This is a genomic window from Falsiroseomonas selenitidurans, assembly GCF_012103215.1.
Taxonomy (GTDB): domain Bacteria; phylum Pseudomonadota; class Alphaproteobacteria; order Acetobacterales; family Acetobacteraceae; genus Falsiroseomonas; species Falsiroseomonas selenitidurans.
Genome location: NZ_JAAVNE010000024.1, coordinates 15,749 through 33,048, shown reverse-complemented (window position 1 = coordinate 33,048; position 17,300 = coordinate 15,749). Strand labels below are relative to the sequence as shown.

Below are 17,300 nucleotides of genomic sequence, written 5' to 3'. Positions count from 1 at the left end.
CTATCCTTGCAGAAGCTGGTCGATGAAGTCGGGCAGCCAGGGTTGCCGGGCGCGGGTGTTGCGGGCGGCATGCAGGATGGCGCGGACCTCCGCCACCGTGCGGTCGAAGTCGCGGTTCACCAGCACATGGTCGAAATCCGCCCAATGCGCGATCTCGTCCCTCGCGGCGACCAGGCGGCGGGCGATCTCCGCCTCGCTGTCCTGGGCGCGGCCGCGCAGGCGGCGCTCCAGCTCCGCCATGGAGGGCGGCAGCAGGCAGATGCCCACCACATCGCCCGGCAGGCGTTGGCGCAACTGCCGGTGGCCCTGCCACTCGATGTCGAACAGCACGTCCCGCCCGGCGGCGAGGGACGCCTCCACCGCCGCGCGGGGGGTGCCGTAGGACCGGCCGATGAACTTGGCGTATTCGAGGAATTCCCCGGCCTCCACCATCGCGTCGAACTGGTCCTGGGTACGGAAGAAGTAGTGCACCCCCTCCAGCTCCCCGGGCCTTGGCGCGCGGGTGGTGGCCGAGACCGACAGCGCCAGCTCCGGCTCCATCTCCAGCAGGGCGCGGGAGACGCTGGTCTTGCCGACGCCCGGCGCCGAGGCCAGCACCAGGCAGACGCCGCGGCGCGGCGCGTGGGTGGTGGTGGTCATTCGACGTTCGCCGCCTGTTCGCGAAGCCGCTCGATCGCCGCCTTCAGCTCCAGCCCGATGCGGGTCAGCGCCACGCTGGCGGATTTGCTGCACAGCGTATTGGCCTCCCGCACGAATTCCTGGGTGAGGAATTCCAGCTTTCGCCCGATCGCCTCGCCGGAGGCCAGCAGCGTCCGCGCTTCCACGATATGGGCGGAAAGCCGGTCCAGCTCCTCCCGCACATCGGAACGCTGGGCCAGCATGGCCACTTCCTGCGCCAGCCTTTCCTCCGGCACCCGGGCACGCACATCGCCCTCGCCCAGCAGGTTGGCCAGGTTCTCCAGCAGCCGGGCGCGCTGGGCGGCGGGCTGTCCGGCGGCCTCCACCGCGGCGGCATCGCGCAGCGCCGCGATCTCTGCCAGCAGCGTCTCCAGGATCCTGGCCAGCTGCGCGCCTTCGCGGGCGCGGGAGGCGACGAGGCCCTCCAGCGCCACGGCAAAGGAGACGGCGAGGGCCTTGCGCCTGGCTTCCTCGGCCTCCTCGTCGGGTTCAGCGATCTCGGCGCGCAGCACGCCGGGCAGGGACAGCACCGCCTCCGCCGTCGGCACCGGGGCGCCGGGCAGGCGGGCGGAGACCTCCAGCACCAGGGCGATGGCGGCGTCCAGCGCCAGCTTGTCCGGCGTCAGCCGCGGCGCCCTGTCCTCCCGCTTCAGGGTCAGGGTGGCGTTGAGGTTGCCGCGCTTGAGGCGCTTGCCCACCTGCTCGCGCAGCGGTGCCTCCAGCACCTCCAGGCCGCCCGGCAGGCGCAGCCGCACATCCAGGCCGCGCCCGTTGACGCTGCGCAATTCCCAGACGAAGGAGGCACCGTCCGGCAGCGTGCCGCTGTCGCGGGCGAAGCCGGTCATCGAGGCAAGGGTGTTCATGCGCGCCTTGTCCACCCGGCGCTGGCGGAGGGCAAGGCATGCGGCGCGAATCCTGGCAGGGCGTGCTCATCACCGGCGCATCCTCCGGCCTTGGCCGGGCGCTGGCGGAAGCCTGCGCGGCACCGGGCGTCACCCTGCATCTGTCCGGCCGCGACGAGGCCCGGCTGGCGGCGGCGGCGGCGGCCTGCACGGCGCGCGGTGCCACGGTGCGCCCGGCGGTGCTGGACGTGACCGATGCGGCGGCCATGGCGGGCTGGATCGGCACGGCCGGGCGGCTGGACCTGGTGATTGCCAATGCCGGGGTTTCCGGCGGCACCGGCGCGGCCACGGAACCGCCGGAACAGGCGGCGCGCATCTTCGCCACCAACCTGGGCGGCGTGCTGAACACGGCGCTGCCGGCGCTTCAGGCCATGGCGGGGCAGGCGCCGGGCGCGGACGGCCTGCGTGGGCGCGTCGCGGTGGTGGCCAGCCTGGCGGCCTTCGTCGCGGCCCCGGGCGCACCCGCCTATTGCGCCAGCAAGGCCGCTGTGCAGCGCTGGGCAGAGGCGACGGATGCCAGCCAGCGGCGCCACGGCATCCGCCTGCACGCCATCTGCCCCGGCTACATCCGTACCCCGATGACGGCGCGGAACCCCTTTCCCATGCCCTGGCTGATGACGCCGGAGCAGGCGGCGACGCGGACCCTGGCCGGCCTTGCCGCCGGGCGGGTGCGGGTGGCCTATCCGCGCCGGCTCTATGCCCTGTCGCGGATCGCCGGCGCCCTGCCGCCGGCCTGGCGCAACGCGCTGATGGGTCGGCTGCCCGCCAAGCCGGCCGAGGGTTGAGCAGGGCGGCTCAGCGCCGCGAGGTCGCCAGCCACACCCCCGCCAGCACCACCAGCCCGCCGCCCAGCACCCGCCATTCCGGCCATTCTCCCAGCAGCAGCGCCCCCACCCCGGCGGCGAAGGGCGGCTGGATGTAGCCGACCATGGAGGCATCGGTAACCCGCGCCCGCGCCAGCAGCCGCAGGAACAGCGTCAGCGGCAGGGCGGAGGTGACGATGCCGAGCAGGGCCAGCACGCCGAACACCCAGGCCGGCTGCGCATAGGCGCCAGGCCCGGCGAAGGGCACGGAAAGCGCACCGGCCACCAGCCCCGCCACCACCTGCTGCCCCAGCACGATCTGCGGCGCCCCGCCGATCCGCGCCCGCCGCGCATAGATGGTGCCCAAGGCATAGAACACGCCGGAGGCCAGGATCATCAGCCCGCCGGAAAACGACGCCGCGCCGGAGAGCGCATCGGGCCCGAGGATCACGCCGATGCCGCAGAAGCCCAGCAACAGCCCGGCCACGCCGCGCCGGCCCGGCAATTCGTCGCGCAGCAGCGGCACGGCCAGCAGCGCCACCAGCAGCGGCGTGCCGGCATGGATCAGCGCCGCCGGTGCCGCCTCGATCCGCCCCAGCGCCAGCGCCGTCAGCAGGTTCGGCACCCAGCCATTGCAGGTGCCCAGCACCAGCGCCGGCAGGGCGAAGCGCCGCCAGCCGCCCTGCAACTGGCCGGACAGGGCCAGGAAGCCGAAGACCGCGAGTGCCGCGAAGCCGCCGCGGCAGGCGGCCAGTGCGAAGGGCGACATTTCCGCCGCGACAAGGCGCAGCAGCGGGAAGGAACAGCCCCACAGCCCGCCGATCACCAGCAGCCGCCACCACAGCGCCGGGCCGGTGAACAGGGCGGGTTGCGTCATCTGCCCGAGGCGGCGCGGGCCCGCTCGATCTCCCGCCAGCGGGCGACGTTGCGGTTATGCTCCTCCAGGGTGCGGGCGAAGGCGTGTCCGCCGGTGCCATCCGCGACGAAATAGATGAACTCCGTCGTCTCCGGCCGCGTCACCGCGCGGATCGCGGCGCGGCCGGGGCTGGCGATGGGGGCGGGCGGCAGGCCGCGGATCTGGTAGGTGTTGAAGGGGTGGTCGCGATCCAGGTCGGCCCGCGTCAGCGGCCGGTCCAGCACCCCGCCATCGGCGGCGGCATAGGCCGCCGTGGGGTCGGATTGCAGCGGCATGCCGCGCCGCAGCCGGTTGATGAAGACGCCGGCGACGCGGGCGCGTTCCTCCCGCTGGCCGGTCTCACGCTCGACGATGCTGGCCAGGATCAGGGCTTCGCGCGCCGTGGCCAGCGGCAGGCTGGGCGCGCGGGCAGCCCAGGCCTCGGCCAGCGCCTGGTCCATCGCCTGCTTCGCCCGGCGCAGCAGCGCGGCGCGGTTGTCGCCCCACTGGTAGGCATAGGTCTCCGGCAGGATTTCGCCCTCGGCGAAGGCCGGGATGTCGCCCACCATGCCCTCCGCCGCTTCCAGCAGGCGGGCGATCTGCTGCACCGTCAGCCCTTCCGGAATGGTCAGGCGGCGCTGCACCGGCCGCGCTTCCCGCAGCACCTGCAGCACCTCGCGCAGGCTGGCGCGGGCGGGGAACTGGAACTCGGCGGCGCGCAGCGGGCCTTCCGCGCGGGTCAGCCAGGTGGCGGCCAGGAAGGCCAGCGGCTGGGCGATGATGCCGCGTTCGGCCAGCGCATCGGCGATGGCGGCGGTGCCGCCGCGCGGCACCACCATCTGCGTCGGCTGCGCCAGGGGCCCCGGCGCGGTCCATTGCTGGCGCGCATACCAGAAGGCGCCGGCGCCGGCGCCACCGAGCAGCAGCAGAAGCAGGACCAGGGCGATCAAGCGGCGCATGGCTGCGTCCTGCCGTCCGGTTCCATCGTCCGGTCCATCGTCCCGTTCATCCCTGGCAAGCCGCCGCGCGGCCCGCTCAGGCCGCCTTGCGGAAGATGATGCTGGCGTTGGTGCCGCCGAAGCCGAAGCTGTTCGAGAGCACGGTCTCGATCGGCCGCTCCTGGGCCTGCTTCGCCACCCGGTCGATCGGGCTCTCGCGGGAGGGGTTTTCCAGGTTCAGCGTCGGTGGCGCCACGCCGTCGCGGATCGCCAGGATGGAGAAGATGCCCTCCACCGCGCCGGCCGCGCCCAGCAGGTGGCCGATGGCCGATTTGGTGGAGGACATGGCGAGGTGCTTCGCCGCATCGCCCCACAGCCGCTCCACCGCCTGCAGTTCCAGGTCGTCGCCCATCGGCGTGGAGGTGCCGTGGGCATTGACGTACTGGATCTGCGACGGCTCCAGGCTGGCGGATTTCAGCGCCGCGCGCATGGCGCGGAAGGCGCCGTCGCCATCCTCGGTGGGCGCCGTGATGTGGTAGGCGTCGCCGGACATGCCGTAGCCGATCACCTCGGCATAGATCTTGGCGCCGCGCGCCTTGGCGTGTTCCAACTCCTCCAGCACCAGCACGCCGGCGCCTTCGCCCATGACGAAGCCGTCGCGGTCGCGGTCCCAGGGGCGGCTGCCCTTGGTGGGATCGTCGTTGAAGGCGGTGGACAGGGCGCGGGAGGCGCAGAAGCCGGCCATGCCGATCTCCGCCACCGCGGCCTCGGCGCCGCCGGCGACCATGACATCGGCATCGTTCAGCGCGATCAGCCGCGCGGCATCGCCCAGCGCATGCACGCCGGTGGCGCAGGCCGTGACCACCGCGTGGTTCGGGCCCTTGAAGCCGTATTTGATGGAGACGTGGCCGGAGGCCAGGTTGATCAGCGCGGAGGGGATGAAGAAGGGCGAGATGCGCCGCGTCCGGCCCTGCGCGATCAGCGTCGAGGCCTCATAGATCGTCGGCAAGCCGCCGATGCCGGAGCCGATCATCACGCCGGTGCGGCAGCGATCCTCCTCCCGGTCCTCGCCGGGGTTCCAGCCGCTGTCCTCGACCGCCTCGGTGGCCGCCACCAGCGCCAGCTGGATGAAGCGGTCCATCTTCTTCTGGTCCTTGACCGGGATCCACTCGTTGATGTCGAGCTTGCCCTCGGCCCTGGTTCCCAGTGGCACCTGGCCGGCGATCTTGGCCGGCAGGGCGCTGGTGTCGAAGTTCTGGATCGCCGCCAGCCCGCTTTCGCCGGCCAGCATGCGCTTCCAGACATTCTCGACACCCAGGCCCAGCGGGCAGGCGATACCCATGCCCGTGACGACGACGCGCCGCGGCGCAACGAGATGACCGAACACCGCTGCTTCCCCTACCCTGCCTAGTCCCGGCCGCTTGAAATCAGGCGGACTTCTGCTTCTCGATGTAGTCGATCGCGTCCTTGACGGTCGTGATCTTCTCCGCCGCGTCGTCCGGGATCTCGACCCCGAAGGCCTCCTCGAAGGCCATCACCAGCTCGACGGTGTCGAGGCTGTCCGCGCCCAGATCGTCGATGAACGACGCCTCGGTGGTCACCTTCGACTCCTCGACGCCGAGGTGCTCCACAACGATCTTCTTCACCTTGTCGGCGGTGTCGCTCATCCCGCGATGTCTCCTGCTGGTGCTGCCGTGCGCGTCGGGCCGCCCGAATCCTGGTCCGATCCGGGGCTTCCGGGTCCGGGGCGGCGCGGCTTAACATGGAAGCGTCACTTGGCCTAGGCGGCGGCGGCTTGCAAGCGTCCCGCGACGTCTTGCTGCGCCTTTCCTGCCGCAGATGTTGCCCGGCGGCGGCGGAATGGCGGTTTCAGCCATGTCATTTCAGCCATGTCATCGGCGCCTTCATGCGTGAAACGCGCCGGGCATGGTTGCGACATCACCGGGAAACCTGACTCGGGCATGTTGCGGTGCAGCAGCGGCCACCAAGGCCGCCGCGCAACAAGGAACCGCACCATGTCGCACAGCCTGACGCTGGCCGGCGCCCGTGCCCGGACCCGCCCTGCCCCCACCACCCGCCGCCCCGGCCTGCTGCGGCGCATCCTGCGCCAGCTGGCCGGTGCCGAGACGTGGCGCCGGGACCTGCTTTCGCTCGATACCCGGCTGCTCGCCGATATCGGCCTGACCCGGGACGAGGCAAGGCGCATCGCGCTCCGCCGCGACCGCTGAGGGCGAAGCGGGAATCGCCCCGCCGGAGGCACCCGGCCCCCGCCAGGCCAAGGGCGGGGGCCGCGGGCCTCAGATCATCGCCATCCCGCCATTCACATGCAGCGTCTGCCCGGTGACCCAGGCGGCCTCCGGGCTGGCCAGATAGGCCACGGCGGCGGCGATGTCCGCCGGCGTGCCCATGCGCTGGGTCGGGATGCGCGCCAGCAGCGCGGTGCGGGCGGCTTCCGGCAGCGCGTCCGTCATCGCCGTCTGCACGAAGCCGGGCGCCACCACATTCACCGTGACGCCGCGCGTCGCCACTTCCTGGGCCAGCGACTTGCTCATGCCGATCAGCCCGGCCTTGGCGGCGGCGTAGTTGGCCTGGCCGGCATTGCCGGTGACGCCGACGATGCTGGCGATGGAGATGATGCGGCCGGAGCGGCGCTTCATCATGCCGCGCAGCGCCGACCGGGCGAGGCGGAAGGGGGCGGTCAGGTCCACCTCCAGCACCGCGTTCCAATCGGCATCGCCCATGCGCAGCGCCAGCATGTCCCGCGTGAAGCCGGCATTGTTCACCAGGATGTCGAGCGGCCCGAGCCCGGCTTCCACCTGCTCCACCAGGGCGGCCGGCGCCGCCGGGTCGGCGAGGTCCGCCGGCACCACCTGCACCCGCCCGCCCAGCGTCTCGGCCAGCACCGCCAGCTCCGCCTCCCGCCGCCCGGTCAGCGCGACGCTGGCGCCCTGGGCATGCAGGGCCGTGGCGATGGCGGCGCCGATGCCGCCGGTGGCGCCGGTGACCAGCGCCACCTTGCCGGTAAGGTCGAACATCAGGCTTCTCCGTCCTTGAGGCGCTTCATCAGGTAGTGCCGGCTTTGGCCGGGCGGGAAATCGTCGATCCGGCCGAACTGCCGGTAGCCGAGCGCCTCGTAGAAGGGCAGGGCCTGGAAGCTGAAGGTGTCGAGCCAGATGCCCGCGCAGCCTCGCGCCCGCGCCGCGGCCTCCGCCTGCTGCATCAGGGCGCGGCCGAGGCCCTGGCCGCGCAGCGCCTCCGGCAGGAAGAAGTACTGGATGAACAGCCAGTCGTAGAAGAAGGAGCCGGACAGCCCGCCCACCGGCGCGGCCTCGCCGGGAGGGTGCACCGCCAGGCTGAAGGGCGCATGGCCGTGCGGGCCGGCCTGCGTCACGGCATGGGCGCTGAGCCCGGCCAAGAGCACCGGCACGAGGTTGGCCTCGCCCCGGGTGATGATGGCGCGCGGCGTGGCCGCATCCGGCCAGGGGGTGGCGGCGGCTGCGGGCCGGTCCAGACGCTTGGTCATGGTGAAGCGGGTATGGCCCGGCGGGCAGTCTTCGATCTGGCCGACGACGCCGAAGCCGAGCTTCTCGTAGAAGCCGCGGGCCTGGAAGCTATAGGTGTCGAGCCGGATGCCGGTGCAGCCGCGGCGCCGTGCCTCGGCCTCCGCCGCCTGCATCAGCTGGCGGCCCCAGCCGGCGCCGCGCAGGGCGGGCGGCACGGCCAGGTTCTCGATGTAGCACCAGCCCCAGCCGGTGGCGCCGAGCAGCCCGCCCACCACGGTGCCGGCCGCATCCCGCAGCAGCAGCGACAGGCCCTGCCGGTCGCGCGGATGGCCGGCCCCGGCATTGAACTGCCACAGCGCGTCCCGGACCGCCTTCTCCTCCTCCGCGCTCGGCTGGGAGGTGAGGTCGAACCAATGCGTCACAGCGACCGGAGAAAGGCTTCGATATCGGCCGGGGTGCCGATGGCGCTGGCCCGGGCCTCCGGCGCCAGGCGCTTCATGAGCCCGGTCAGCACCCGGCCGGAGCCGATCTCGACGAACTGCTCGCAGCCCATGCTGCCCATCGCCAGGATGCATTCGCGCCAGCGCACCGTGCCGGTCACCTGGCGCACCAGCAGGTCGCGGATCGCCGCCGGGTCGGTCGCCTTGGCGGCGGAGACATTGGCCACCAGGGGCACCAGCGGGGCGCGCATCTCGGCTGCCGCCAGGGCTTCGGCCATGGCGTCCGCCGCCGGCGCCATCAGCGCGCAGTGGAAGGGGGCGGAGACCGGCAGCTTCATGGCGCGCTTCACGCCGGCGGCCTTGGCCCCCTCGATGGCGCGGTCGACCGCCGCGGCCTGGCCGGAGATGACGATCTGCCCGCCGCCATTGTCGTTCGCCACCTCCACCACCTGGCGCCCGCCCGTCACCGGGTCCGCCGCCGCGGCGGCGCAGATGGCGGTCGCCTGCTCCAGCTCCGCCCCCAGCAGCGCGGCCATGGCGCCTTCCCCGGCCGGGACCGCCTTCTGCATCGAATCCCCGCGCAGCCGCAGCAGGCGGGCGGTGGTGGCCAGGCTGAAGCTGCCGGCGGCGGCCAGCGCCGCGTATTCGCCCAGCGAATGGCCCGCCACCAGCGCCACGCGGTCACGCAGGACGAAGCCGCCTTCCTTCTCCAGCACGCGCAGCACGGCGAGCGAGACGGCCATCAGCGCCGGCTGGGCGTTGGTGGTCAGCGTCAGCTCCTCGGGCGGCCCCTCGAACATCAGCTTCGACAGCTTCTGCTTCAGGGTCTCGTCGATCTCCTGGAACACCTCCCGCGCTGCGGGGAAGGCGGCGGCGAGATCGCGGCCCATGCCGGGGGCCTGGCTGCCCTGGCCGGGGAAGGTGAAGGCGAGCGCCATTGTGGTTCCGTGCGTTGCTGTCTGGAATTTCCCCGCGCGGCCTAGGGCGGTGCGGGCGGCGGCGTCAAGGCCCGGGCGGGCCCCGGCGGACGGGCGGGCGGATATTCCCCTTGCCCCGCGCCTGCGCCCGTGCTTTACGCCCCGCTTCCCTGCCGGGACCCGAGGCATCGGTCCCGGCTATGCCCGTTCGTGCGTGTTCCTGGCATGGTGCCGGGGGCCGCGGGGCTGAGACAGCCGGAGGGACCCGGATGCCCTTGTATGAATGCGTGCTGCTGGCACGCAACGATGTGACGCAGCAGCAGGTCGAAGCGATCGCCGACCAGGTTGCCGCCACGCTGGCCGAACAGAATGGCGGCGAGATCAAGAAGCGGGAGTATTGGGGCCTGCGCGGCCTCGCCTACCGCATCAAGAAGAACCGCAAGGCCCACTACATGCTGCTGGGCCTGGAAGCGACCCCGGCCGCCCTGCTCGAGGTGGAGCGCCAGCTCGGCCTGAACGAGGACGTGCTGCGCAGCCTGACGCTGCGCATCGAGGCGATCGACGAGGCGCCCTCCGCCATCCTGGCCCGCCGCTCCGACGACCGCGAGCGTGAGCGCGGCTTCCGTGGCCCGCGCCCGGCCGGCCGCTTCAGCTCCGGCCGCACCGGTGGCCGCGAGCGCGACGACCGCGAGGAATTCCGCGCCCGGCCGCGCGACGAGATGGAAATGGGCCCCGGGGGCGAGGAGTAAGTCACCATGTCCGACCGCAGCGAAGACATCGCCCTGAACCCCGCCCAGCGCCGCCCCGCCGTGGGCGCGCGCCGGCCCTTCTACCGCCGCCGCAAATCCTGCCCCTTCTCCGGCCCGAATGCGCCGAAGATCGACTACAAGGATGTGCGCCTGCTGTCCCGCTTCCTGAGCGAGCGCGGCAAGATCGTGCCGAGCCGCATCACCGCGGTGTCCGCCAAGAAGCAGCGCGAGCTGGCCAACGCCATCAAGCGGGCCCGCTTCCTGGCCCTGCTGCCCTACGTGATCAACGACTGATCACGCGGGACGGGCGAGGCCAAGGGACGTGACCGGCAGCATGCCGCATCGGGCTGGGCAGGGTGGGGGCATCGCGTCCGACCCGCGCCTGCTCGCGGGTGCGGCCGGCGGCCTGCTGACCGCCCTGGTCGCGCTGTGGGCCTTCCGGGGCCTGCCGCTGGGCGGGCTGGCGCTGTGGTTCACGCCGCTGCCCCTGTTCGCGGCCGGCATCGGCTTCGGGCCGGTGGCGGTGCTGCTGGCGCTGGTCGCTTCCGCGGCCTTGCTGCTGCTCTCCGGCAGCGCCATCGGGCTCGGCCTGTTCCTGGCGCTGTTCGGCCTGCCGGCCGGGCTGCTGGTGCTGGCCGCCCGCGACGGCGCGCTGGGGCTGGCCTTCGCGCTGCTCGGGTTGATCCCGGCGGCCGGGGTCCTGCTGGCGGCGCTGCTGCTGGCGGATTTCGAAGGCGGCATGGAAGGCGCCCTGCGCGCCGCCGCCGAGGCCGGGCTGGCCCGCATGGGCCTGTCCGCGCCGGAGTCGGTGGTGGCGGAGCTGGTGCGCATCAAGGCCGCGGCGATCGGCTTCTGGGCGGCCATGGCGCTGCTGGCCAATGCCGCGCTGGCGGCCTTCCTGCTGCGGCGCGGCGGGGTGATCCCCGCCGCCCCGGCCTGGCAGAAGGCGCGGCTGCCGGCCTGGTATGCGGTGCCGGTGGCGCTGGCCTTCGGCTTCTGGCTGGCGGCCGATGACGGGGCGGATGCCGTGCCGCTGTCGCTGCTGCTGGTACTGCTGGTGCCGGTTTTCCTGCACGGCCTGGCCGGCTTCCACCGCGCCACCGCCGGCCTGCCGGGCCGGCCCTTCCTGCTCGGCGCCGCCTATGCGGCGCTGCTGATCCTGTCCGTTCCGGTGGCGCTGGGCGTCGCCGGATACGGTTTCTACGATATTCTCAACGGAACACGGGCCCGGCGCGCTGCGCCCCCCCGAAGCTGAACGGTGCAGCCATGATCGAAGTCATCCTGATGCAGCGGGTCGAGAAGCTCGGCCAGATGGGCGAGCGGGTCACGGTCCGTCCCGGCTATGCGCGCAATTTCCTGCTGCCCCAGGGCAAGGCGATCCGCGCGAACAAGGAAAACCTGGCGCGGTTCGAGCGCGAGCGGGCCCAGCTGGAGGCGCAGAACCTGAAGCGCCGCGGCGAGGCAGAGCGGGTGGCCGAGCGGGTGCACGGCCTGACCGTGGTCATCATCCGCTCCGCCGGCGAAAGCGGGGCGCTGTACGGCTCCGTCTCCGGCCGCGACATCGCCGATGCCTGCAAGGAATCCGGCCTGACTCTGGAGCGCAGCCAGGTGCTGCTGGAACAGCCGATCAAGCAGCTGGGCCTGACCCCGGTGCGCGTCGCGCTGCACCCGGAAGTGCATATCCAGGTGGGCGTGAACGTCGCCCGCTCCGTCGAGGAGGCCGAGAAGCAGGCCCGCGGCGAGGATCTGCGCGCCGCCGACCAGGCGGAGGAGGAAAGCCTGGAGGCCGAGCTGGCCGCCGAGCTGGCCGAACTGGGTGCCGCCTCCGACCGCGATTGATCCTTGCACCCCGGGGTGATCGCCCCGGGGTCTGGATTAACGAATCGCGTCTTTCCATATCGACCCCCATCCGGGGGCCGATGGGATCGCTGCGCGGCCCCGCGAAGGGGGTCGCCATGCTCCATGCCGTGCTCGCCCGCGCCATCCGGCACGGGCGCCTCACTGTCCAGTACCCTGATGGCCGCATCCGCCATTATGGCGATGGCACCGGGCCGGAAGCCGGCTTCCGCATCCTGACGCGCCGCGCCGCCTGGCGGCTGGTGACGAATCCGGGGCTTTCCTTCGGCGAAAGCTACATGGACGGGGCGATCGAGCCGCTGGATGGCCGGCTGCTCGACCTGCTGAACCTGCTGATGGCCAACATGGCCGAGCCCACCGGGCACCCGGTGGAGGCGCTTCGCGCACTGTGGCGCCAGGCAAGGCGCCGGCTGGACCAGCTGAACCCGGCGCCGCGGGCGCGCCGCAACGTGGCCCACCACTATGACCTGAACGGCCGGCTCTACGCCCTGTTCCTGGACCGGGACCGGCAATATTCCTGCGCCTATTTCCCGACCGGCCAGGAAAGCCTGGAGGAAGCCCAGGCCGCCAAGAAGCGCCACATCGCCGCGAAGCTGCGCCTGGCCCCGGGGCAGGAGGTGCTCGACATCGGCTGCGGCTGGGGCGGCATGGCGCTGACCCTGGCCCGCGACCACGGCGTGCGCGTCACCGGCATCACCCTGTCCGAGGAACAGCTGCGGGAGGCCCGGCGGCGGGCGGCGGAGGCTGGGCTGGCGGATCGCTGCCGCTTCGAATTGCTGGACTACCGCGCCTGGAGGCGGCCGGTGGACCGCATCGTCTCGGTCGGCATGTTCGAGCATGTCGGCATCGTCAACTACCCGGCCTTCTTCCGCACACTGGCGCGGGCGCTGAAGCCGGATGGCGTGGCGCTGGTGCATGCCATCGGCCGCCGCGACGGGCCGGGCAGCACCAACCCGTGGTTGACCCGCTACATCTTCCCCGGTGGCTATTCCCCGGCGCTGTCGGAGGTGCTGCCGGCGGTGGAACGCAGCGGGCTCTGGGCCACGGATGTCGAGATCCTGCGCCTGCACTATGCCCTGACCCTGCAGGAATGGCGCCGCCGCTTCGCCGCCAACCGCGACGCCATCCAGTCGCTCTATGACGAACGCTTCTGCCGCATGTTCGAATTCTACCTCGCGGCCAGCGAGGCCAGCTTCCGCCAGGGCGGTCTCATCAACTGGCAGTTGCAGGTCAGCCGCCGCATCGACGCGGTGCCGCTGACGCGGGACTACATGCTGGAGGCGGAGCGCGCCCTGGCCGCCGCGCCCGCCGGGTGATTCCACCCCCGTTATCCACAGCAATCCCCAGACGGGACGGGGCGCGCGCGACTCCGCCGGCGCGCTAGGATGGGGCGATGAACACTTTTGGACCGATCGGCGGCACCCCTGGCCGCGAGATGGAACTGGGCGACGGGCTGCTTGGCCTGTCGCAGCGCCTGCCCCCCGCCAATCTGGAGGCCGAGCAGGCGCTGCTCGGCGCATTGCTGGCCAACAACAAGGCCTATGAACGGGTTTCCGAATTCCTGGCTGCCGACCACTTTGCCGATGCCGTGCACGGCCACATCTACGCCGCGATCCAGCGCCGCATCGAGGCCGGCCACCTGGCCGACGCGGTGACGCTGCGCGCGGAATTCCAGGGCTCCGGCCTGCTGGATGAGGTGGGCGGCGTCGCCTATCTCGGCCAGCTGCTGACCGCGATGGTGGGCGTCATCAATGCCGGCGAATACGGCAAGGTCATCCATGATGCCTGGCTGCGCCGGCAGCTGGTCGACCTCGGCGAGGTCATCGTCAATCGCGCCTTCGGGGCGGAGCCGGAACTCGACGGCAAGCTGCAGATGGAAAGCGCGGAGCAGGCGCTGTTCGACCTGGCGAAGTCGGGCGAATCGGGCGGCGGCTTCGTCAGCTTCGAACGCGCCCTGGCCACCGCCGTGCAGCATGCGGAGAAGGCCTTCTCCAACCCCGGCGGCGTCGCCGGCCTGTCGACCGGGCTGCGCGACCTGGATGCCAAGCTGGGCGGCCTGCACCCTTCGGACCTTCTCATCATGGCCGGCCGGCCGGGCATGGGGAAGACCGCGCTGGCGGTGAAGGTCGCCTTCGGCGGCGCCCGCGCGGTGCTGCGCGCGGCGCGGGAGAAGGACCCGAATGCGGTGCCCCGCGGCGGCGTCGCCATCTTCTCGCTGGAAATGTCCTGCGACCAGCTGGCCACCCGCCTGCTGTCGGAGGAAAGCCGGATCTCCGGCGACCGCATCCGCCGCGGCGAGATCAGTCAGCGCGATTTCGACAAGTTCCTGGAAGTCAGCCGCGAGCTGCAGCAGCTGCCGCTGTTCATCGACGACACGCCGGCCATCACCATCTCGGCCTTGCGGACCCGTTGCCGGCGGCTGCAGCGGACCAAGGGGCTGGACCTCATCATCGTGGATTATCTGCAGCTGATGCGGCCGGCCGCCGGCAGCAAGCCGGAGAACCGGGTGCAGGAGATCAGCCAGATCACCCAGGGGCTGAAGGCCATCGCCAAGGAATTGTCCGTCCCCGTCATCGCCCTGTCGCAGCTTTCCCGTGCCGTGGAGCAGCGGGAGGACAAGCGGCCACAGCTCTCGGATTTGCGTGAATCAGGGTCGATCGAGCAGGATGCCGACGTGGTGATGTTCATCTACCGCGATGAATACTATCTCCAGGCACGCCAGCCGAAGGAGTTGACCTTCGACAACCCGCAGAAATTCTCCGAGGCGATGGAGAAGTGGCAGACCGATATGGAGCAGGCGCACAACAAGGCGGAGCTGATCGTCGCCAAGCAGCGCCACGGCCCGACCGGCACCATCCGCCTGTTCTTCGAAGCCGAGTTCACCCGCTTCGGCGACCTCGATATGCAGCATGATGGTGGCTATGGGGATTGAGGCCGGGGCGATCGAGGCCGGCCTGATCGGGGCGGGGCAGGGGGTGCTGACGGTCGACCTCGCGGCCCTCCTTGCCAATTGGCGCGACCTGTCCGCCCGCCATGGCGCGCCCTGCGCCGGGGTGGTGAAGGCGGATGGCTACGGGCTCGGCGCGGTGCCGGTGGCGCGCGCCCTGCACGCGGCCGGCTGCACCACCTTCTTCGTGGCGCATCGGGCGGAGGGCCTGGCCCTGCGGGCGGCGCTGGGGCCGGCGCCCTGCATCATCGTGCTGAACGGCTTCCCCCCGGGCGCCGATGGCGGGGCCGGGTTGTGGCCGGTGCTGAACGGGCTGCCGGATGTGCTGGCCCATGCGGCCGCCGGCCGTGCCGCCGGCACGCCGCGGCCGGTGCTGCTGCACCTGGATACCGGCATGGCGCGGCTGGGGCTGGATGCGGCGGAACAGGCGGCGCTGGCCGCCGATCGCGGCCTGCTGGCCGGGCTCGACCTGCGCTTCGTGATGACCCACCTGGCCTGCGCGGATGAGCCGGCGCATCCGCTGAATGCGCTGCAGGCGCGGCGCTTCGCCGCCGCCGCTGCCGCCATCGCGCCCGGCGTGCCGCGCAGCCTGGCCAATTCCTCGGGCCTCTTCCTCGGGCCGGATTTCCGTTCCGACCTCGCCCGGCCGGGCTGCGCGCTGTACGGCATCAACCCCACCCCCGGCGCGCCCAACCCGATGCGCCAGGTCGCGGTGCTGGAGGTTCCGGTGCTGCAGATCCGCCGGATCGGGGCGGGCGATACGGTGGGCTACGGCGCCGGATTCACCGCCGATCGGCCCATGCGGCTGGCCACCGTTGCAGCAGGCTATGCCGATGGCTACCTTCGCAGCCTGACCGGCCGGTCCCTGGCGCTGTTCCAGGGGCGCGCCGTGCCGCTCATTGGCCGGGTCTCGATGGATTTGACGATTTTCGACGCGACGGAATGCCCCGACCTCGCCCCCGGCGACCGGCTGATGCTGGTCGGCGGCGCGGGCAACACGCCGGACGACATTGCCGCCCGCTGCGGCACCATCGGCTATGAGGTGCTGACCTCGCTCGGTTCGCGCTACCAGCGCCGCTTCCTTGGCGGCGCCTGAGGTCTTGGACCGCATCCTGGACCCGGTCGCGGCCATCGGCCGCGCCGTCATCGCGCTGCTGCGCGGCACCGGCGCCATCGCCCTGTTCGCGGCGGAGGCCATCAGCCATCTGGTGCGGCCGCCCTTCTATGGCCGGCTGTTCCTGAAGGCCTTCATCGAGATCGCCTGGTTCAGCCTGCCGGTGGTGGCGCTGACCGCGGTGTTCACCGGCATGGTGCTGGCGCTGCAATCCTACACCGGTTTTGCGCGATTTAACGCGGAAGGCGCGGTGGCCAATGTGGTGGTGCTGTCGATCACTCGTGAACTCGGCCCGGTGCTGGCCGGGCTGATGGTGGCCGGGCGCATCGGCGCCGCCTTCGCCGCCGAGATCGGCACCATGCGGGTGACGGACCAGATCGATGCGCTGTCCACCCTGTCCACCAACCCGATGAAATACCTGGTGGCGCCACGGCTGCTGGCCGGCACGCTGGCGCTGCCGCTGCTGGTGATCGTGGCGGATACGCTGGGGGTGATGGGCGGCTGGCTGATCGGCACGCAGCAGCTTGGCTTCGGCTCCGGCGCCTATCTCAAGGCCACCTTCGACTTCCTGCAGGTGGCGGATGTGGTCTCCGGCCTCATCAAGGCCGCCGTGTTCGGCTTCGTCATCGCCCTGATGGGCTGCTGGTCCGGCTACCATTCCGGCGGCGGGGCGCAGGGCGTGGGGCGGGCCACCACCTCGGCCGTGGTGGCTTCCTCCATCCTGATCCTGGCGCTGGACTATGTGCTGACCGCGGTGCTGTTCAGCCGATGAGCCAGGACACCCCCAAGATCCGCCTCAAGGGCCTGCGCAAGGCCTTCGGGCCGAAGCAGGTGCTGGACGGCGTCGACCTCGATATCCGCGCGGGCCATTCCATGGTGATCCTGGGCGGCTCGGGCTCCGGCAAGTCGGTGACGCTGAAATGCATCCTCGGCCTGATCCCGCCCGATGAGGGGCTGATCGAGATCGATGGCCGCGACGTCTCGCGCCTGTCGCGGGCGGAGCGGGAGGCGGTGAATGACCGCATCGGGATGCTGTTCCAGAACGGTGCGCTGTTCGACAGCCTGCCGGTCTGGGAGAATGTGTGCTTCAAGCTGCTCGCCCAGCGCCGCATCAGCCGTGCCAAGGCGCGCGACAAGGCGGCGGAGGTGCTGGCCCAGGTGGGCCTCGCCTCCAGCGTCGGCGATCTCTCGCCGGCCGAGCTTTCGGGCGGCATGCAGAAGCGCGTCGGCCTGGCGCGGGCCATCGCGGCGGAGCCCGACATCATCTTCTTCGACGAGCCGACGACCGGGCTGGACCCGATCATGGGCGCGGTGATCGATGGGCTGATCGTGGATTGCGTGAAGCGGCTTGGCGCCACCGCGGTCTCCATCACCCACGACATGGCCAGCGCGCGGCGCATCGGTGACGACGCGGCGATGATCCATCGGGGCCAGATCATCTGGCGCGGGGCGGCGGCCAGCCTGGGCGAGACGGGGAACGCGATGGTGGACCAGTTCGCCCGCGGGGAGCGGGAAGGGCCGATCCAGATGGAATTGCGGAAGTAATAGAACAAAACT

General features: G+C 71.8%; 21 protein-coding genes. 11 read left to right on the top strand and 10 right to left on the bottom strand.

Features of this window, described 5'->3' with window-relative positions:
- A complete protein-coding gene (gene gmk / locus HEQ75_RS15370) occupies positions 1-639 on the bottom strand; it encodes a guanylate kinase (protein ID WP_168032107.1) in 639 nt (212 codons plus the stop codon).
- Positions 636-1,541: a YicC/YloC family endoribonuclease gene (locus tag HEQ75_RS15365; protein ID WP_235961686.1), complete on the bottom strand. Its 906-nt coding sequence runs from the start codon at positions 1,539-1,541 to the stop codon at positions 636-638. Before HEQ75_RS15365 ends, gmk begins: the two co-directional genes overlap by 4 nt.
- A 38-nt stretch (positions 1,542-1,579) precedes the next feature.
- On the opposite strand from HEQ75_RS15365, the gene HEQ75_RS15360 reads away from it, so the two are divergent.
- Positions 1,580-2,365, top strand: coding sequence for an SDR family NAD(P)-dependent oxidoreductase (locus HEQ75_RS15360; protein ID WP_168032105.1), 786 nt, complete (start codon positions 1,580-1,582; stop codon positions 2,363-2,365).
- 10 nt (positions 2,366-2,375) lie between these two features.
- Here the strand turns inward: HEQ75_RS15360 and HEQ75_RS15355 are convergent, their stop codons facing one another.
- From HEQ75_RS15355 to HEQ75_RS15335, 5 genes are all read right to left on the bottom strand, one after another.
- Positions 2,376-3,260, bottom strand: coding sequence for a DMT family transporter (locus tag HEQ75_RS15355; protein ID WP_168032103.1), 885 nt, complete (start codon positions 3,258-3,260; stop codon positions 2,376-2,378).
- The gene (gene mltG, locus HEQ75_RS15350) at positions 3,257-4,237 is read right to left on the bottom strand and encodes an endolytic transglycosylase MltG (protein WP_168032101.1); all 981 of its coding nucleotides are present in this window, start codon (positions 4,235-4,237) and stop codon (positions 3,257-3,259) included. Before mltG ends, HEQ75_RS15355 begins: the two co-directional genes overlap by 4 nt.
- A gap of 76 nt (positions 4,238-4,313) precedes the next feature.
- The gene (gene fabF / locus HEQ75_RS15345; protein ID WP_168032099.1) at positions 4,314-5,603 is read right to left on the bottom strand and encodes a beta-ketoacyl-ACP synthase II; all 1,290 of its coding nucleotides are present in this window, start codon (positions 5,601-5,603) and stop codon (positions 4,314-4,316) included.
- Between the two features lie 40 nt (positions 5,604-5,643).
- A complete protein-coding gene (locus HEQ75_RS15340) occupies positions 5,644-5,883 on the bottom strand; it encodes an acyl carrier protein (RefSeq protein WP_092963667.1) in 240 nt (79 codons plus the stop codon).
- Positions 5,884-5,996: 113 nt separating this feature from the next.
- Complete coding sequence (locus HEQ75_RS15335) at positions 5,997-6,233, bottom strand: hypothetical protein (protein WP_168032097.1); 237 nt, start codon at positions 6,231-6,233, stop codon at positions 5,997-5,999.
- Between HEQ75_RS15335 and HEQ75_RS15330 the strand changes: the two genes are divergently transcribed.
- On the top strand, positions 6,232-6,444 hold the full coding sequence (locus tag HEQ75_RS15330; RefSeq protein ID WP_168032095.1) for a hypothetical protein: 213 nt from the start codon (positions 6,232-6,234) through the stop codon (positions 6,442-6,444). The two genes, HEQ75_RS15335 and HEQ75_RS15330, sit on opposite strands and share 2 nt — an antisense overlap.
- 69 nt (positions 6,445-6,513) lie before the next feature.
- Here the strand turns inward: HEQ75_RS15330 and fabG are convergent, their stop codons facing one another.
- The 3 genes from fabG to fabD are packed head-to-tail and all read right to left on the bottom strand — an operon-like array spanning position 6,514 to position 9,097.
- Positions 6,514-7,251: a 3-oxoacyl-[acyl-carrier-protein] reductase gene (fabG, locus tag HEQ75_RS15325; protein ID WP_168032093.1), complete on the bottom strand. Its 738-nt coding sequence runs from the start codon at positions 7,249-7,251 to the stop codon at positions 6,514-6,516.
- Positions 7,251-8,141 (bottom strand): GNAT family N-acetyltransferase, encoded by an 891-nt coding sequence (locus tag HEQ75_RS27905; protein ID WP_209318581.1) that lies wholly within the window; start codon positions 8,139-8,141, stop codon positions 7,251-7,253. The genes fabG and HEQ75_RS27905 overlap by 1 nt, the downstream gene beginning before the upstream one ends.
- On the bottom strand, positions 8,138-9,097 hold the full coding sequence (gene fabD / locus HEQ75_RS15315) for an ACP S-malonyltransferase (RefSeq protein WP_168032091.1): 960 nt from the start codon (positions 9,095-9,097) through the stop codon (positions 8,138-8,140). Before fabD ends, HEQ75_RS27905 begins: the two co-directional genes overlap by 4 nt.
- Positions 9,098-9,345: 248 nt before the next feature.
- Here fabD and rpsF point away from each other — a divergent pair, with 248 nt between their 5' ends.
- From rpsF to HEQ75_RS15270, 9 genes are all read left to right on the top strand, one after another.
- Entirely contained in the window at positions 9,346-9,825 is a 480-nt protein-coding gene (rpsF, locus tag HEQ75_RS15310; protein WP_168032089.1) for a 30S ribosomal protein S6, read from the top strand.
- Positions 9,826-9,831: 6 nt separating this feature from the next.
- On the top strand, positions 9,832-10,119 hold the full coding sequence (gene rpsR, locus HEQ75_RS15305; RefSeq protein ID WP_168032087.1) for a 30S ribosomal protein S18: 288 nt from the start codon (positions 9,832-9,834) through the stop codon (positions 10,117-10,119).
- Positions 10,120-10,147: 28 nt separating this feature from the next.
- On the top strand, positions 10,148-11,080 hold the full coding sequence (locus HEQ75_RS15300) for a hypothetical protein (protein WP_168032086.1): 933 nt from the start codon (positions 10,148-10,150) through the stop codon (positions 11,078-11,080).
- Between the two features lie 11 nt (positions 11,081-11,091).
- Complete coding sequence (rplI, locus tag HEQ75_RS15295; protein ID WP_168032084.1) at positions 11,092-11,664, top strand: 50S ribosomal protein L9; 573 nt, start codon at positions 11,092-11,094, stop codon at positions 11,662-11,664.
- A 116-nt stretch (positions 11,665-11,780) separates the two neighbouring features.
- Positions 11,781-12,998: an SAM-dependent methyltransferase gene (locus HEQ75_RS15290; protein WP_168032082.1), complete on the top strand. Its 1,218-nt coding sequence runs from the start codon at positions 11,781-11,783 to the stop codon at positions 12,996-12,998.
- Positions 12,999-13,075: 77 nt separating this feature from the next.
- Complete coding sequence (locus HEQ75_RS15285; protein WP_407925895.1) at positions 13,076-14,614, top strand: replicative DNA helicase; 1,539 nt, start codon at positions 13,076-13,078, stop codon at positions 14,612-14,614.
- Positions 14,604-15,725, top strand: a complete 1,122-nt coding sequence (alr, locus tag HEQ75_RS15280; protein WP_168032080.1) for an alanine racemase — start codon at positions 14,604-14,606, stop codon at positions 15,723-15,725. Before HEQ75_RS15285 ends, alr begins: the two co-directional genes overlap by 11 nt.
- A gap of 4 nt (positions 15,726-15,729) precedes the next feature.
- Positions 15,730-16,515, top strand: a complete 786-nt coding sequence (locus HEQ75_RS15275) for an MlaE family ABC transporter permease (protein WP_168032078.1) — start codon at positions 15,730-15,732, stop codon at positions 16,513-16,515.
- Positions 16,512-17,288, top strand: a complete 777-nt coding sequence (locus tag HEQ75_RS15270) for an ABC transporter ATP-binding protein (RefSeq protein WP_168032076.1) — start codon at positions 16,512-16,514, stop codon at positions 17,286-17,288. Before HEQ75_RS15275 ends, HEQ75_RS15270 begins: the two co-directional genes overlap by 4 nt.
- The last annotated feature ends 12 nt before the right edge of the window (positions 17,289-17,300 follow it).

Excerpts from the sequence above, each read along its gene's own strand:
- rplI (WP_168032084.1), top strand. The coding sequence starts at position 11,092 with ATGATCGAAGTCATCCTGATGCAGCGGGTCGAGAAGCTCGGCCAGATG.
- mltG (WP_168032101.1), bottom strand. The coding sequence starts at position 4,237 with ATGCGCCGCTTGATCGCCCTGGTCCTGCTTCTGCTGCTGCTCGGTGGC.
- HEQ75_RS15365 (WP_235961686.1), bottom strand. The coding sequence starts at position 1,541 with ATGAACACCCTTGCCTCGATGACCGGCTTCGCCCGCGACAGCGGCACG.
- rpsF (WP_168032089.1), top strand. The coding sequence starts at position 9,346 with ATGCCCTTGTATGAATGCGTGCTGCTGGCACGCAACGATGTGACGCAG.
- rpsR (WP_168032087.1), top strand. The coding sequence starts at position 9,832 with ATGTCCGACCGCAGCGAAGACATCGCCCTGAACCCCGCCCAGCGCCGC.
- HEQ75_RS15335 (WP_168032097.1), bottom strand. The coding sequence starts at position 6,233 with ATGGTGCGGTTCCTTGTTGCGCGGCGGCCTTGGTGGCCGCTGCTGCAC.
- HEQ75_RS15355 (WP_168032103.1), bottom strand. The coding sequence starts at position 3,260 with ATGACGCAACCCGCCCTGTTCACCGGCCCGGCGCTGTGGTGGCGGCTG.
- HEQ75_RS15360 (WP_168032105.1), top strand. The coding sequence starts at position 1,580 with ATGCGGCGCGAATCCTGGCAGGGCGTGCTCATCACCGGCGCATCCTCC.
- HEQ75_RS15340 (WP_092963667.1), bottom strand. The coding sequence starts at position 5,883 with ATGAGCGACACCGCCGACAAGGTGAAGAAGATCGTTGTGGAGCACCTC.
- HEQ75_RS15290 (WP_168032082.1), top strand. The coding sequence starts at position 11,781 with ATGCTCCATGCCGTGCTCGCCCGCGCCATCCGGCACGGGCGCCTCACT.
- fabD (WP_168032091.1), bottom strand. The coding sequence starts at position 9,097 with ATGGCGCTCGCCTTCACCTTCCCCGGCCAGGGCAGCCAGGCCCCCGGC.
- HEQ75_RS15270 (WP_168032076.1), top strand. The coding sequence starts at position 16,512 with ATGAGCCAGGACACCCCCAAGATCCGCCTCAAGGGCCTGCGCAAGGCC.
- fabG (WP_168032093.1), bottom strand. The coding sequence starts at position 7,251 with ATGTTCGACCTTACCGGCAAGGTGGCGCTGGTCACCGGCGCCACCGGC.
- alr (WP_168032080.1), top strand. The coding sequence starts at position 14,604 with ATGGGGATTGAGGCCGGGGCGATCGAGGCCGGCCTGATCGGGGCGGGG.
- HEQ75_RS15330 (WP_168032095.1), top strand. The coding sequence starts at position 6,232 with ATGTCGCACAGCCTGACGCTGGCCGGCGCCCGTGCCCGGACCCGCCCT.
- HEQ75_RS15285 (WP_407925895.1), top strand. The coding sequence starts at position 13,076 with ATGAACACTTTTGGACCGATCGGCGGCACCCCTGGCCGCGAGATGGAA.
- gmk (WP_168032107.1), bottom strand. The coding sequence starts at position 639 with ATGACCACCACCACCCACGCGCCGCGCCGCGGCGTCTGCCTGGTGCTG.